15 protein-coding genes and 1 tRNA gene are annotated in these 13216 nt (G+C 62.1%); 9 read left to right on the top strand and 7 right to left on the bottom strand.

Features of this window, described 5'->3' with window-relative positions; translation table 11 throughout:
* Window positions 1-167: 167 nt before the first annotated feature.
* Complete coding sequence (locus NKI79_RS04585) at window positions 168-506, top strand: ArsR/SmtB family transcription factor (protein ID WP_254819124.1); 339 nt, start codon at window positions 168-170, stop codon at window positions 504-506.
* A 72-nt stretch (window positions 507-578) separates the two neighbouring features.
* On the opposite strand, the gene NKI79_RS04580 is transcribed toward NKI79_RS04585, so the two are convergent.
* The gene (locus tag NKI79_RS04580) at window positions 579-1583 is read right to left on the bottom strand and encodes a L,D-transpeptidase (RefSeq protein WP_352800115.1); all 1005 of its coding nucleotides are present in this window, start codon (window positions 1581-1583) and stop codon (window positions 579-581) included.
* A 311-nt stretch (window positions 1584-1894) separates the two neighbouring features.
* Between NKI79_RS04580 and NKI79_RS04575 the strand changes: the two genes are divergently transcribed.
* Entirely contained in the window at window positions 1895-2692 is a 798-nt protein-coding gene (locus NKI79_RS04575) for a TrmH family RNA methyltransferase (protein WP_352800113.1), read from the top strand.
* Window positions 2693-2802: 110 nt separating this feature from the next.
* Here NKI79_RS04575 and NKI79_RS04570 read toward each other — a convergent pair whose 3' ends face one another.
* Together NKI79_RS04570 and NKI79_RS04565 are read right to left on the bottom strand one after the other, a co-directional pair.
* The gene (locus tag NKI79_RS04570) at window positions 2803-3966 is read right to left on the bottom strand and encodes a coiled-coil domain-containing protein (RefSeq protein WP_352800111.1); all 1164 of its coding nucleotides are present in this window, start codon (window positions 3964-3966) and stop codon (window positions 2803-2805) included.
* Between the two features lie 147 nt (window positions 3967-4113).
* Complete coding sequence (locus tag NKI79_RS04565; protein WP_023679557.1) at window positions 4114-4695, bottom strand: DUF1134 domain-containing protein; 582 nt, start codon at window positions 4693-4695, stop codon at window positions 4114-4116.
* A 339-nt stretch (window positions 4696-5034) separates the two neighbouring features.
* Here NKI79_RS04565 and chpT point away from each other — a divergent pair, with 339 nt between their 5' ends.
* Together chpT and NKI79_RS04555 are read left to right on the top strand one after the other, a co-directional pair.
* Window positions 5035-5664: a histidine phosphotransferase ChpT gene (gene chpT, locus NKI79_RS04560; RefSeq protein ID WP_254819119.1), complete on the top strand. Its 630-nt coding sequence runs from the start codon at window positions 5035-5037 to the stop codon at window positions 5662-5664.
* Between the two features lie 239 nt (window positions 5665-5903).
* Window positions 5904-6272, top strand: a complete 369-nt coding sequence (locus NKI79_RS04555; RefSeq protein ID WP_352737701.1) for a response regulator — start codon at window positions 5904-5906, stop codon at window positions 6270-6272.
* A 106-nt stretch (window positions 6273-6378) separates the two neighbouring features.
* Here NKI79_RS04555 and ctrA read toward each other — a convergent pair whose 3' ends face one another.
* Entirely contained in the window at window positions 6379-7074 is a 696-nt protein-coding gene (ctrA, locus tag NKI79_RS04550; protein WP_006203583.1) for a response regulator transcription factor CtrA, read from the bottom strand.
* Window positions 7075-7525: 451 nt separating this feature from the next.
* Between ctrA and NKI79_RS04545 the strand changes: the two genes are divergently transcribed.
* Window positions 7526-7903: a flagellar export protein FliJ gene (locus NKI79_RS04545; RefSeq protein ID WP_254819117.1), complete on the top strand. Its 378-nt coding sequence runs from the start codon at window positions 7526-7528 to the stop codon at window positions 7901-7903.
* A 62-nt stretch (window positions 7904-7965) separates the two neighbouring features.
* On the opposite strand, the gene NKI79_RS04540 is transcribed toward NKI79_RS04545, so the two are convergent.
* A complete protein-coding gene (locus NKI79_RS04540) occupies window positions 7966-8361 on the bottom strand; it encodes a winged helix-turn-helix transcriptional regulator (RefSeq protein ID WP_352800108.1) in 396 nt (131 codons plus the stop codon).
* A gap of 93 nt (window positions 8362-8454) precedes the next feature.
* Here NKI79_RS04540 and NKI79_RS04535 point away from each other — a divergent pair, with 93 nt between their 5' ends.
* Window positions 8455-9381, top strand: a complete 927-nt coding sequence (locus NKI79_RS04535; RefSeq protein WP_352800106.1) for an NADP-dependent oxidoreductase — start codon at window positions 8455-8457, stop codon at window positions 9379-9381.
* A 57-nt stretch (window positions 9382-9438) separates the two neighbouring features.
* On the opposite strand, the gene sciP is transcribed toward NKI79_RS04535, so the two are convergent.
* The gene (gene sciP, locus NKI79_RS04530) at window positions 9439-9714 is read right to left on the bottom strand and encodes a CtrA inhibitor SciP (protein WP_023679563.1); all 276 of its coding nucleotides are present in this window, start codon (window positions 9712-9714) and stop codon (window positions 9439-9441) included.
* Between the two features lie 261 nt (window positions 9715-9975).
* Here sciP and mnmA point away from each other — a divergent pair, with 261 nt between their 5' ends.
* Entirely contained in the window at window positions 9976-11166 is a 1191-nt protein-coding gene (gene mnmA, locus NKI79_RS04525) for a tRNA 2-thiouridine(34) synthase MnmA (RefSeq protein ID WP_352478076.1), read from the top strand.
* 14 nt (window positions 11167-11180) lie between these two features.
* Here mnmA and NKI79_RS04520 read toward each other — a convergent pair whose 3' ends face one another.
* Window positions 11181-12140 (bottom strand): Gfo/Idh/MocA family protein, encoded by a 960-nt coding sequence (locus NKI79_RS04520; RefSeq protein WP_254819113.1) that lies wholly within the window; start codon window positions 12138-12140, stop codon window positions 11181-11183.
* Between the two features lie 236 nt (window positions 12141-12376).
* Between NKI79_RS04520 and NKI79_RS04515 the strand changes: the two genes are divergently transcribed.
* Both NKI79_RS04515 and NKI79_RS04510 read left to right on the top strand, forming a co-directional pair.
* Window positions 12377-12453, top strand: a tRNA-Met gene (locus NKI79_RS04515).
* 89 nt (window positions 12454-12542) lie between these two features.
* Window positions 12543-13148, top strand: a complete 606-nt coding sequence (locus NKI79_RS04510; RefSeq protein WP_352800103.1) for an alpha/beta fold hydrolase — start codon at window positions 12543-12545, stop codon at window positions 13146-13148.
* Window positions 13149-13216 lie beyond the last annotated feature (68 nt).

Genomic DNA, 13216 nt, shown 5'->3' with positions numbered 1-13216 from the left:
CCGCACAGTTAATCGGCTTGCATGGAAAGCAAGCCTTGAGATTTGAGCGAAATGTTCTACCTTTGCGAGCGACGCTGAATCGCTGGCGTGCATCTATAGGGAAAGTCTATGGAATCCGACGCTATTGCCCCCATAGCGGCGGATGAGCAAGAAGGCATGGGGGATCTATGGTCTCGAACAAACTAGTCGCCAACGCCGGAACCGCGGCTGCGTTTCTGACGCTGATGGGCAACGAAAAACGTTTGTTGATCATGAGCTATCTGGCCGAGGGCGAGATGTCGGTCGGCGCCATAGCCGAGAAGGTGTCGCTCAGCCAATCCGCCCTGTCACAGCATCTGGCCAAGCTCAGGGCTTCCGACCTTGTCGAGACCCGCCGCGATCGGCAAATGATCTATTATTCCTGCAAATCCGGGGCGGTGCGCGAATTGCTGCACATGCTGGACGGCATTTTCGGCGAAGGTGAACTGTCCCAGATGGCTCACCGGCTGCGTCGCGCCGGGACTTGAGCGGCCGAGGCGGAGAACGCCCCGCCAAATCCGCTTTGCCGCCAAATCCGCCTTGCTGCCAAGTCGGCGTTGCTACTGAACACGCTCGTCGGCGGCCTGCGCAACCTCCTCCTTGAACTCGACCTTCGTGCCCGGCTGCACCATGGAGGCAAGGTCTTCGGCATCCCAATTGGTCAACCGGATGCAGCCATGCGAAAAGGTCGTGCCGATCTTGCCTGGTTCGGGCGTGCCGTGGATGCCGTAGCTTTCGATGGAAAGGTCGATCCAGACCGATCCCACGGGATTGTTCGGCCCGGCAGCGATGGTGAAGGGCCGCTTGGTCTTGACCCCCTTGAAAGCGAAGTCCGGATCGTAGTGATAGGTAGGGTTGTGCACCACTCGCCTGACCTCAGCCATGCCGCTTGGCGCCGGCTTCTCCACGCTCCCAATCGAGGCGGGGTAGACCGCCAGCCATTTGCCGGCACGGTCGAGCACACGCACCAGGCGAGCGCCCTTGTCGACCTCGATGGTGGCGACGCCGGCGGGAGGGTCGCCCCTGTCGACATCCGGCACCACCAAGGTCCTGCCGGGCTTCCTGAGGCTGGTGCCCGGATTGAGTATTCTCAGCAATTGTTCGCTGACATGGAAGCGCTCGGCCAATCTCTCCACCGCATTGCGGTAGCCGAGCCGCCGCAAGCGGGCCATCCTCTCCAAGCGGGCGGGAATACGCCGGGTGAACGGTCCACGCACATCCTTGCGCATCACCTCATAGGTCGCCAGCACCGGCTTGGCGGAGGTTGCGATGAGTTTGCTCCAGGTCTGTGGACTGAGCTTGCCATCGGGCGGAAGTCCGTTTGCCGCCTGAAACGCGGCGACGGCCTTGGCGAAGTTCTGGGAAAGGCGACCGTCGATCAGGCCCGGCGAGAAGCGGGCGCGATCCAGAAGGATCTGCGCCTTCAGCAGCATCGGATCGACACCCTTCGGTTCGCCGACAGTGAATTGGGCCTGATTGACGGTGGCCGGATCGAGCTTGGCGGCGCGGGCCACGCCGCATGCAAGGGCAAGCGTGGCGGCAAAGACGAGGAGGAGCCTGATCATCGATGTCCTCCCAGGACCGCAGCAGGAGCCCGCTTCTATGACGCGGCATGGCCCTGTGCGGTTCCCTCGCCCCATCGAAATTCTGCATTGAAGCGGCTTGGCCGAAGAGCCGTGCCGCGGGAATCAATATCCCCCCGTCGCCAAAGCCCGGGCAGATTCCATCCTGGCCCGGCGCCCGGTGACTGGATGACCGTTAGAACGGCGTGCATCCATTTGGACGCTGAGATACGGTCTGAGCTTCGGATCCGGCATCATGCCTTCCGAAACCGAATCCCGATTCGTGGCCGATGCCATGGTCCGCCGAGGAAGCCATGAATCCGATCCGCATAGACGACCCGCACGATCCCCGCGTCGCAGCCTACCTCGACATCCGGGAGCGAGATCTTGCCGGCCGGCGAGGCCGTTTCGTCGCCGAAGGCAAGGTGGTGCTTGACACGCTGCTCGCCGCCCGGCGCTTCGAGGCAGAATCGGTGCTGGTACTCGAAAACCGGCTGGCTGGCCTCGATGACGTCTTGCACAAGGCGCCTGCCGGGCTTCCGATCTATGTCGCATCCGGCGAAATCATCGACAGGATTGCCGGATTCCACATGCATCGCGGCATATTGGCGATCGGCCGCAAGGGTGCGGCCATCTCCGCCGAAGCCTTGCTTGGCGCGCTGCCCGCCCGCGCGCTGATCGTGGTGCTGGTCGGCATCGCCAATCATGACAATATGGGCTCGATCTTCCGCAATGCCGCGGCTTTTGGCGCGGATGCCGTGCTTCTCGACCCGACCTGCTGCGATCCGCTGTACCGCAAGGCAATCCGCGTTTCGGTCGGCGCTGCCTTGAAAGTCCCCTTCGCCTGTTTTGCCGATACCGCCGGCTGCACCGCAATGCTCGACCGGCAAGGCTTCAGCCAATTCGCCTTGTCGCCGCGCGGGCAGATCGACATTCGCGATGCCAGGAGAAACGAGCGGCTGGCGCTCTATCTCGGCACCGAGGGCGAAGGCCTGCCGGAAAGCCTGCTTGCCCGCCTGCAGACACTGCGGATCGGTATGGCGCAAGGCTTCGACAGCCTGAACGTCGCCGCCGCGTCAGCCATCGCGCTGCATCATTTTTCCGCAGCCTGATGCAGGCTGCGCAAAAGCGTGCGGCGGTTTTGCGATAACTTAAAGCACGTCTGATGAGGCCGGTCGAACGCGACGCGCTTCAGAGCCGCCGCGCTCGCGCTTGCGGAATCTCAGTCGGTCGAAGCGGCCTTCTGCAGCGCCCGCACCCGATCGGCAAGGCTGCGTCCGCCGCTCCCCGGCCGCGTATCCTCAGCCGCTGCAAGCGCCCGGGCGATCGGCGAATCCGGCCCGTCGAGCCTTGCCGTCAAGGCCACGACTTGCGCCGCCAGATCGTTCATCTCTTCGCGCAATGCCGCGCTGGGGCTGCCGGCATCATCTCCGGCCCGTGATTTCGACGTTTCGACGGCAGCAAGATCTGTCTTCAGCCGCCTGTTCTCGCGTGCCAGCGATGTCAGCCTGGCCTCCAGCCGCTCGCGGTCGGCGTCGAGCTTGGCGGTTGTCTTTTCGATGTCGCCGTTGGCGGCCGCATTGACCTGACTGCCTGGCACGCCGGCAAGACCCGCCGCAGGCGCCCTTTCAGCGCTTTTCGGCTTTTCGCGAAGGCGCACCAGTTCCCTCTCGCGGCGCTCCAGCCTGTCCTCGCGATCGGCCAGCGTGGCGAGCAGGCGTTCGATTTTCTTTTCGAGGTCGCCGGTTCTTTTCTTCTCGGCCTTCAGCGCGTCCCGCAAAGCCTTGCTTTCGGCTGCCAATTCCTGGCTGCGCCTGTCCGCCTCCTTGCGCTGGCCGCGCAGCAGCGAAATGTCGCTCGCCAGCTTCTGCAGCTCGGATTCGCGCGCCACCAGCTCGATCTGCCGGCTGCTGGATGAGAAACTGGCGTCGTCATACATGTGCTCCAGTTTCCGCAGTTCGAGCCCGCGCTTTTCGAGGGCGCGCTCGGTCTCCGCAAGCCGCTCCGACAGCTGCTGCAGCTGCTCATCGCGCTTGCGAAGCTCCTCGCCCCTGGTTGTAAGATCGGCGACGACCCGGTTCTTGTCCTGCCGCTCGGCCGCCAATTCCTTCAGGGCTTCGCGGTCGCGGCCGATCTCGACCAGCTGTTCGGCGGCCTTCTCGCGCAATGACTTGACGGTCATTTCAAGCCGGCGCACCGAAACCGCGAACTCGGCGCGAATGCGATCCTTGTCGGCCTGGATCTCGGCCAGCGTCAACGGCATCGAACTCTCGACGCGCTTGCGCGTCAGCGCCACCGCCCGCCGCCACACGGCCGGAGCAATCATCAGCGCCAGAAAGCCCGCGCAGAGAAAGCCGAGAACAAAGAACAGGATCGACTGGACCAAGATGACTATCCGTTGTGCATGGCAACCGCCAAAGGTCGACTTTGCCATCTTCGCATGACGGAAATCCGGCGCCACGGCAAGAGTATGCCGCGGCAAAGCTCGGGCCGCTGGATCACAGGCCCAATCGCCGTCGCTCCGTCATGCCGGTCAGAACGGATTCCAGGTCGCGCGCTGGGTGAGCTTGAGGTAGCCGAGATTGACGCCCAGACGGGCGCCGACGCCGGTACGGATCGGCACGAGCAGCACATTGTTGTTCTTCAGCACGTTGAAACCGACGCCGGCGACGACATAGGCGGAGCCGGCGACGCCGCCAAAACGGTTATAGAGGCTGCTCACATCGTCCAGATTGTAGACCAGCATCATGACGCGCGAGCCCTCGCCGCCGAAATCCCAGCCGAGCGACGGGCCTTGCCAGAACACTTTGTGATCGCCGGCATTCTTGGTGTAGAGCGTGCCTTCGCCATAGGTCAGGCCACCGATCAGCGCCCCGGACCCCTCCTCGCCGAGCAGATAGCCGTTCGGCAGGCCATAGGTGGCGAAAATCTTCTCGACGACGGTGGCGAGCCCGCCCGATGTCGCGCCGAAGAATTTATGACCGGAATCGACGATCTCCTGGGCCGTGTATTCCTGCGCCCGCGCCGCCGATGCCGAAAAGGCGACAAGGCCGATGAGCGCGATCGTCATTGAGATGACACGGAAAAAAGTCCGGTCGTAGAATCGGGAAACCATGCTTCCAATCTCCGTCAGGGAGCACTTTCGCCGACGCCTCGCATCCGTACGGCTCTTTGGCGGCCGTTAAGGATGACTGTTAGGGGCAAACTATGCCGTAATCCTTTTTCAACCATTAAACTCTCACATGAAGATGGCGGTTCGAAGGCTGTTTTGCATCGACCGCGCAGCACCCTGCTGCGTGAACACACCATTTTCGACAATCAAAATTTTGGATTTGTTGCTGCACGCATAAGCGCTGTGTATTCAGAATGCTTGGGAGAGAGCGTGATTCGTGTTGACAGGCGTGATCATGACCGCCCGGTCATTGTGTTGTGAAATTTGCAGGGATTTTTGCCGATGGCCGAGCTTTTCACCCTTTCCGCACCCGACCTGGCGGCGCTTTTGTGCAGCCGGGTCTGCCACGACATCATTTCGCCGGTCGGCGCCATAAACAACGGGCTTGAGCTGCTCGACGAGGGCGGCGCCGACGAAGACGCCATGAAACTGATCCGCCAAAGCGCCAAAAACGCTTCCGCCCGCCTGCAATTCGCCCGCATCGCCTTCGGCGCCGCCGGTTCCGCCGGCATGCTGATCGACACCGGGGATGCCGAGGCCGTGGCCATCGCCTTCCTGAAGAACGAGAAGCCGGAACTGGTCTGGAACGGGACCCGTGCGCTGTTGCCCAAGAACAAGGTCAAGCTGCTGCTCAATCTCATCCTCGTCGCCAACGCCGCCATTCCGCGCGGCGGCAGGCTGGCGGTCACGCTGGAGAACCTGGAGACCGAGCCGCGCTTTGCGCTCGCGGCGAGCGGCCCGATGCTGCGCGTGCCGCCCAAATTCCTGGAATTGCATTCCGGCAACAGGCCGGACGAGCCGATCGACGCGCATTCGGTGCAGCCCTATTACACGCTGCTCCTGGCCCGCGAAGCCAACATGACGATTTCGATCCACGCGACCGCCGACGAGATCGTCCTTTCCGCAGCCTGAAGTTCTCCGAAAGAGCGGGGAAAGTATTCTCTCCAAGTCCTATTTACGGCGTGGTCTTAATATCTGTGAGACGCGCTTGCAGATTGATTGCGTGAAGCATTGCGAAAGAAGATTTCGCTAAAAAACACCTTCAGGAGAATTTTACCTAACGGCTTTTCGGCTTCTTTACCAGATCGGCCTATGTTCCCCGACAGATGCCACGACGCTGTCGGTTCGCCAAACGGCAAGAGGGTCCGGGAATGAAACGCTGCATGTTCGTCGATAATTCGAGCGTCATCAGGAAGGTCGCAAGGCGTATCCTGGGCGGTTCCGGCATGATGGTGATCGAAGCCGCCAGCGGCCACGAGGCGATCGAGATGTGCGCGGCCGACATGCCTGATATCATCGTCGTCGACGGCGCCTTGCCGGACATGCAGGCGCAGGACCTCATCCGCCGCGTGCGCGCCATGGAAAGCCCGGTATTGCCGCAGGTTTTGATTTCGCTGGTCGAGGTCGATGTCGGGGCGATCATGCGGGCAAAACGGGCCGGCGCCCAGGGCTACCTGCTGAAGCCGTTCAACCGGCCGCAACTGCTCGAGTGCTTCCGCGCCTTGAAGGTTGCCGCCTGATCAGAGCTGTTCCATTCCGACCAAAATCGGATCGGCTCTCTCTTTGTTGTTTTGCCAGGTTCTTTTCCGAAAAACCCGGCGCCCACCTTGGGATCACGCCCCTGGTTCAGGCGCTGACGCGGATATCTTCGGGCTCACGCAGCACATAGCCGCGGCCCCAGACGGTCTCGATGTAATTCTGCCCGCCAGACGCGGCGTCAAGCTTCTTGCGCAGCTTGCAGATGAAGACGTCGATGATCTTCAGCTCCGGCTCATCCATGCCGCCATAGAGATGATTGAGGAACATTTCCTTGGTCAGCGTGGTGCCCTTGCGCAGCGAGAGCAGCTCCAGCATCTGATATTCCTTGCCGGTCAGATGCACGCGCTGGCCACCGACCTCAACGGTCTTGGCATCGAGATTGACCACCAGGTCGCCCGTCGTGATGACCGACTGGGCGTGGCCCTTGGAACGCCGCACGATGGCATGGATGCGGGCGACCAGTTCGTCCTTGTGGAAGGGCTTGGTCATGTAATCGTCGGCGCCGAAGCCGAGGCCGCGCACCTTGTCCTCGATGCCGGCCATGCCGGAGAGGATGAGGATCGGCGTCTTCACCTTGGAAAGGCGAAGCGTTCTCAAAACTTCATAGCCCGACATGTCGGGGAGATTGAGATCGAGGAGAATGATGTCGTAATCATAAAGCTTGCCTAGATCGACGCCCTCTTCGCCAAGGTCGGTCGTATAGACATTGAAACTTTCTGATTTCAGCATCAGCTCGATGCTTTGTGCGGTTGCACTGTCATCTTCTATCAGCAGAACGCGCATTTCATTCCCCTTTTCTGCTGCCGGACCATTTCACGACCCGTCCAGGACCGGAGCAGTGATTGCCCTGAGCAGAGGCTGCCATCGAATGGTTAATAAAACCTAATTCCCCGTCCGTGACGGTATCAGATTTTTTAACCCCTTTCTACACCTTGTTGAATCCAATAACGAATCACAGACCCAAACCGTTAATGCGGCACATTAATAAGCCAGACTAAGTGACTCTTCGGACTCGCTGGCCGGGTTTCGCGACGAGAAGCAGAATTTTTACCCGCCCTTAAGTCCTGAGCCGTATGATTAACAATGCCCGTAAACGAATGGTTACCGCCGGCAAAAAACTTTAGGAGTTTGTTTCCCATAGTTCCGGGAAAGCCGGTGGAAACGGGTCAGGCCTGGGCCGTGCCGGGTGAATTGGACGATATGTGCAGGTGTGCGTTTCCGGGAGTACCGAATCATGAAGTCACGTGAAAACCTCGTTCGGCTGAAGCAATTTCAGGTGAGCGAGAAGCGGCGGCAGCTGCTGCAGCTCGACATGATGATCGCCGAATTCGAGCGCATGGCCGTCGAGCTGGAACTTCAGATCGCTGCCGAAGAGAAGAAGGCCGGCATCACCGACATCAATCACTTTGCTTATCCAACCTTCGCCAAGGCGGCACGTCTACGCCGCGACAACCTTAGAAATTCGCAAAGCGACCTCGCCCAGCAGCGAAATGTCGCCGAATCATTGCTGGGCGAAGCCGAAGCGGAGCTTTCCAAGGCCGAGATGCTGGAATCGCGCGACACCAAGGCGCGCGACACGGAAGCCGGCGGCCGCAGCGCCATGATCGGCTGAAAACAAGACTTTAACGCGCGTCGCGCTTGCGCGCTATTGCTGCGCACCGAACTGTGCCCGCCTCAGGCACCCAGATCTTCTTGCTGTTCCGCCGCCCGTGCGCGCGCATTTTTGATGTCGGGCACATGCTGCTCCGACCAGGCTCTGATCTGATTGAGCAGTCCTGCCAGGTTCTCGCCAAGTTCGGTCAGCTCATATTCGACCCGCGGCGGAACGACCGGGAAAACCTCGCGCCGAACAAGCCCGTCGCGTTCCAGGATACGCAGCGTCTGCGTCAGCATTTTCGGCGTGATGCCTTCGAGCTTGCGCGCCAATTCGCCGTTGCGGAGCCGGCCCGGGCGCAGCGCACAGATCACCAGGTAGACCCATTTGCTGGCGAGCGTCTCGAGCACGGCGTGTGACGGGCACGACCGCCGAAAGGCGTCATAGCCGAAAGGGGAAACATCTTCACTATCCATGAGGTGCGTATATATCAAAAAGGTACATACTAGACAAGAGAATGTAACTATCCAAATGATAGCGGCACATCAAAACCAGCAGGAGAGCCTTCCATGCGTGCCATTGTCCAGAATTCCTTCGGCGGACCCGACGTCCTCGTCATTGCCGATCGCCCCGCGCCATCACCCGAGGCCGGCGAAGTGCTCGTCCGCATCGAGGCGGCCGGCATCAATCCGGTCGATGGTGCGGTGCGCGGCGGCCACTATCCGCTGCTTGGCGAGCCGCCTTTTGTCCTTGGCTGGGACGTTTCGGGAGTTGTCGAGGCGCTGGGCTCCGGCGTCTCCGGCCTCAAGGTCGGCGATGCCGTGTTCGGCATGACGCGCTTTCCCAAACAGGCGGCAGCCTACGCCGAACTCGCCGCTGTCCCGGCTGATGAGCTTGCGCCGAAACCCGAAGACATAGATCACGCGCAAGCCGCCGCGCTGCCGCTGGCCGGCCTGACGGCCTGGCAAGGCCTTGTCCGCCATGGCCGGCTCGAACCTGGCAAGCGCGTGCTGATCCACGCCGGAGCCGGCGGCGTCGGCCATCTGGCGGTACAGATCGCCAAGGCGTACGGCGCTTACGTCGTCGCGACCGCCAGCCCGGCAAAGCTCGATTTCGTCCGCTCGCTCGGGGCCGACGAGGTGATCGACTACACAAGGGATGATTTCACCGGGAAGGCCCGCGACATCGATCTGGTTCTGGACCCGTTCGGCGGCGAGCATGCGGAGCAATCGCTGAAAGTGCTCACCGCCGGCGGCGTTCTGGTGTCGCTGCTCGATGTCAGCGATGCCACCAAGGCAAAGGCCAGGACGCGAGGCATCCGCGTCGAGCGCATGTCCGTAGTGCCCGACCGCGCCGCTCTGGTGGAGCTCGGCAAATTGATCGACGCGAAAAAGCTGGCCGTCCACGTGGCAAAGGCGTTTCCGCTCGAACAGGCCGGTGCAGCCCATGCCTTTCTCGCCACCAGGCCGATCGGCAAGGTGGTGCTGACGGTCTGAAATTGCAGATCGTCACCCCTCGCAAACGTAAGGGCGCTGATCAGCGCCCTTATCCGCCTAATGCCGGTATTGCTGGATGCGCGTGGTGCGCAGGCCGGCAAGGCCGTATTCGTCGATCGACGCCTGCCAAGACAGGAATTCCTCGGTGGTGAGCTTGTAACGCTGGCACGCCTCTTCGAGGCTCAAAAGCCCGCCACGCACCGCCGCCACCACTTCCGCCTTGCGCCGGATAACCCAGCGACGTGTGTTTGTCGGCGGCAGATCGGCGATGGTAAGTGGGCTGCCGTCTGGCCCGATAACATATTTGACTCGCGGTCTAATTAGATCGGTCATCGTACTCTCTACAAAAAACTCAAAGACCCAATCGCCACCACATTACCGCCACAGCTTTAAAATTTGCCTAAGCAGACCCTAATGGTTAGGTAAGGATCATGAACGCGGCGTTAGCCTTTTCATCCGCATTTGAAACATCTGCCGGCAAGCACATTGAACCCGGCAGGAAAAATGAACCGGCCCGGCAAAGCTGGCGCAGCCGAGACGCTTGACCTATATTCCGGCCATTGGCATTGAAGCGCCGCGCAGAACGAAAGAACCATGAACAGCCTCGATCTTCCCGGACGCCCCGAAAACACCCGCGTCGTCGTCGCCATGTCGGGCGGTGTCGATTCGTCGGTCGTTGCCGGCCTCCTGAAGCGCGAGGGGTACGACGTCGTCGGCGTCACGCTGCAGCTTTATGACCACGGCGCGGCAACGCACCGGGCCGGCTCATGCTGCGCCGGCCAGGACATCGACGATGCCCGCCGCGTCTCCGAGACGCTCGCCATCCCGCATTACGTGCTCGATTACGAGGAGCGCTTCCGCAAGGCGGTGATCGACCCGTTCGCCGAGAGCTATGTGGCCGGCGAAACGCCGATCCCTTGCGTCTCCTGCAATCAGACGGTGAAATTCGCCGATCTTCTCGCGACCGCCAAGGAACTCGGCGCCGATGCGCTGGCCACCGGCCACTACATCCGCTCCGGCGCCAATGGCGCCCATCGCGCGCTTTACCGGCCGGTCGACGCCGACCGCGACCAGAGCTATTTCCTGTTCGCCACCACCCAGGCGCAGATCGACTATCTGCGTTTTCCGCTCGGCGGCCTGTCGAAGCCTGAGGTTCGCGCCATCGCCGAGGAGATGGGCCTGACGGTCGCCGCCAAGCAGGACAGCCAGGACATCTGCTTCGTGCCGCAGGGCAAGTATTCCGACATCATCGCCAAGCTGAAGCCGGCTGCCGCCAATCCGGGCGACATCGTCCATATAGACGGGCGCGTGCTTGGCCGCCACGAGGGCATTTTGCGCTACACCGTCGGTCAGCGCCGCGGCATCGGCATCGCCTCCGGCGAGCCGCTCTACGTCGTCCATCTCGACGCCGACCGGGCTCGTGTCGTCGTCGGCCCGCGCGAGGCGCTGGAAACCCACAAGATCTTCTTGCGCAACATGAACTGGCTCGGCGATGGCCCGCTGACCGATATCCCGGCGGCCGGGCTTGAGCTTTTCGCCAAGGTGCGCTCGACGCGGCCGCCGCGCCCGGCGGTGCTGCATCACCGCGCCGGCGTCACTTCGGTGGAGCTGGTTGACGGCGAGTCGGGCATCGCCCCCGGTCAGGCCTGCGTGCTCTATTCCGACCACGGCAACGAGGCGCGCGTGTTCGGCGGCGGCTTCATCGAGCGCTCCGAGCGCGGCGCCGAAGCCGAAGCGATGCTGACGCGGCTTGCCGTCCAGCCGGCGCGGGTTCCCGCCGAATAGACGGCGTTTTCTCTTTAGGGTCTGGTGTGGGCAACGGTGCCGGCGGTCAGGATGCGCAGCACGCGGATGGCTTCCTCACCGCTGGTGCGCGGTTCGGCCCGCGTCTCGATGCAGTGGATGAAATGCTCCAGCTCGCGCGTCAGCGGCATGCCCTCGCCGACCGCCACATAGGACGGCTCGTTGGCGGTGAACGCCCATTGGCCGCTGTCCTGCCACACCGCATGGCGGTAGACGGCAAGCTTGCGCTCCCACGGCTCGACATCGTCGAACACCGCCATCGCCTTGGTGCCGACCACGGTCAGCCGCCGCTCGCGGTAAGGGTTGAGCCGCGAGGCGAACAGATGGCCGCGCAAGCCGCTGGGAAAGCGCATGTGCAGATGCGCAAAGTCGCTGAGATTGTCGAGAAGGGCAGCGCCTTCGCCGCGCACTTCGACCGGTTCGGTGCCGGTGATGGCCAGGATCATCGACAGATCGTGCGGCGCCAGATCCCACAACGCGTCGTTTTCGGTGTGGAACTTGCCGAGCCCGAGCCGATGCGAGTGGATGTAGCGGACTTCGCCGAGTTCGCCATTGTCGATCAGCGCCTTCAGCGTCTCGAAGGCGGGATGAAAGCGCAGCACGTGGCCGACCATGAAGACACGGCCATTATCGGCGGCCGCCTGCACCGAGCGCTCGGCATCGGCCACCGTCAGCGCGATCGGCTTCTCCACCAGCACGTCCTTGCCGCCGAGCACGGCGCGCACCGCCATGTCGGCATGGAACTGCGGCGGCAGCGCCATGACAATGGCGTCGACATCGTCGCGGGCAAACAGCGCCTCCGGCTCGATCGCCAGGCAATCCTGCTCGCTGGCAAAACCCTCCGCACGCGCGGGGTTGACGTCCGAAACCGCGTGCAGCGCGCCGAGCGCCTTTAGGGTGCGGATGTGGTTGCTGCCCCAGTATCCGCAACCGAGGACTGCAATGCGCGGTTTCATCAATTCATGACCATGGCTTTCGTGGCCGAGACATAGCGACGTGCCTCGCTGAACTCAACCCCGGCCTGTGCGCCCAAATGTCTGCCCGGCAAAGCTTTAGGCGCCAGCAATATGCCGGCGCGGCAGCCACTTCGATGCTTGACAGGCTTGGCCTCGCAACCTTATATCCGCGCGACCTTGGCGAACGCGCCGATATGCCTGCCGATTTAAGCTGGATTTCGGGCCTTCGCCGCCCTGGCGGGGTAGCTCAGTTGGTTAGAGCACGGGAATCATAATCCTGGGGTCGGGGGTTCAAGTCCCTCTCCCGCTACCAAAAATCGAATAAGTTACTGAAATAACTAGTAAATCATGCATATGTGGTAGCGCCCCCAGACGGCTCCAGCTGGAGCAAGGTCATTTCCATTGCTGCAGAGCGCCGGACTTCGCGTCGTTGCCGTCCAGAACCCACTGACCTCGCTTGCAGACGACGTCGCTGCCACTGAACGGGCCATCGAGGCCGCGCCGGGAGATGTGATCCTCGTTGGCCACTCCTGGGGCGGAATGGTGATCACCGAGGGCGGAACGGCGGACAAGGTCAAAGCCTTGGTCTACGTTGCCGCCTTCGCCCTGCCGAAGGGCAAGTCAGTCACCAGCGCTACGGCGGGAAGTCCGCCGGCGCCTTGGACGTCGACCCCTGCAGAAGGACAGCGGCGACTTCCTGACCGTACCCCAGGAGGGGCTGGGCAAGTATTTCGCTCAGGACGCGACGCCCGAGGAGGTTGCGGTTCTCGCGGCGAATCGGCGGCCCGTCTCTTCGACGAACGGCTGACCCGGGCGGCGTCCGAGACCAAGCCCAGTTGGTTCGTGGTTGCGAAGGCTGACGGTGCGATCCCGCCGGCGTTCGAAGAGTCGATGGCCAAGGCCATCAAAGCGCATATCACCGAGCTCGAGGGCAATCACTTGATCATGTTGACCAAACCTCGTTCGGTCGCAGACGTGATCATCGACGCTGCAAAATCGGTGCGGTAGCTGTGACGGCGATGTCTCGATAGCGGTGGCAGCGCGCCTAGTGTGCGCTGTCGCTTAGGACTGTGCGA

The sequence above is a fragment of the Mesorhizobium sp. M0340 genome (genome assembly GCF_040321535.1).
Classification (GTDB): Bacteria; Pseudomonadota; Alphaproteobacteria; order Rhizobiales; family Rhizobiaceae; genus Mesorhizobium.
Note: the sequence above shows the minus strand (reverse complement) of the source record. Positions and strands in the feature narration are given on the sequence as shown.

Excerpts from the sequence above, each read along its gene's own strand:
- NKI79_RS04585 (WP_254819124.1), top strand. The coding sequence starts at position 168 with ATGGTCTCGAACAAACTAGTCGCCAACGCCGGAACCGCGGCTGCGTTT.
- NKI79_RS04580 (WP_352800115.1), bottom strand. The coding sequence starts at position 1,583 with ATGATCAGGCTCCTCCTCGTCTTTGCCGCCACGCTTGCCCTTGCATGC.
- NKI79_RS04575 (WP_352800113.1), top strand. The coding sequence starts at position 1,895 with ATGAATCCGATCCGCATAGACGACCCGCACGATCCCCGCGTCGCAGCC.
- NKI79_RS04565 (WP_023679557.1), bottom strand. The coding sequence starts at position 4,695 with ATGGTTTCCCGATTCTACGACCGGACTTTTTTCCGTGTCATCTCAATG.
- chpT (WP_254819119.1), top strand. The coding sequence starts at position 5,035 with ATGGCCGAGCTTTTCACCCTTTCCGCACCCGACCTGGCGGCGCTTTTG.
- NKI79_RS04555 (WP_352737701.1), top strand. The coding sequence starts at position 5,904 with ATGAAACGCTGCATGTTCGTCGATAATTCGAGCGTCATCAGGAAGGTC.
- ctrA (WP_006203583.1), bottom strand. The coding sequence starts at position 7,074 with ATGCGCGTTCTGCTGATAGAAGATGACAGTGCAACCGCACAAAGCATC.
- NKI79_RS04545 (WP_254819117.1), top strand. The coding sequence starts at position 7,526 with ATGAAGTCACGTGAAAACCTCGTTCGGCTGAAGCAATTTCAGGTGAGC.
- NKI79_RS04540 (WP_352800108.1), bottom strand. The coding sequence starts at position 8,361 with ATGGATAGTGAAGATGTTTCCCCTTTCGGCTATGACGCCTTTCGGCGG.
- NKI79_RS04535 (WP_352800106.1), top strand. The coding sequence starts at position 8,455 with ATGCGTGCCATTGTCCAGAATTCCTTCGGCGGACCCGACGTCCTCGTC.
- sciP (WP_023679563.1), bottom strand. The coding sequence starts at position 9,714 with ATGACCGATCTAATTAGACCGCGAGTCAAATATGTTATCGGGCCAGAC.
- mnmA (WP_352478076.1), top strand. The coding sequence starts at position 9,976 with ATGAACAGCCTCGATCTTCCCGGACGCCCCGAAAACACCCGCGTCGTC.
- NKI79_RS04520 (WP_254819113.1), bottom strand. The coding sequence starts at position 12,140 with ATGAAACCGCGCATTGCAGTCCTCGGTTGCGGATACTGGGGCAGCAAC.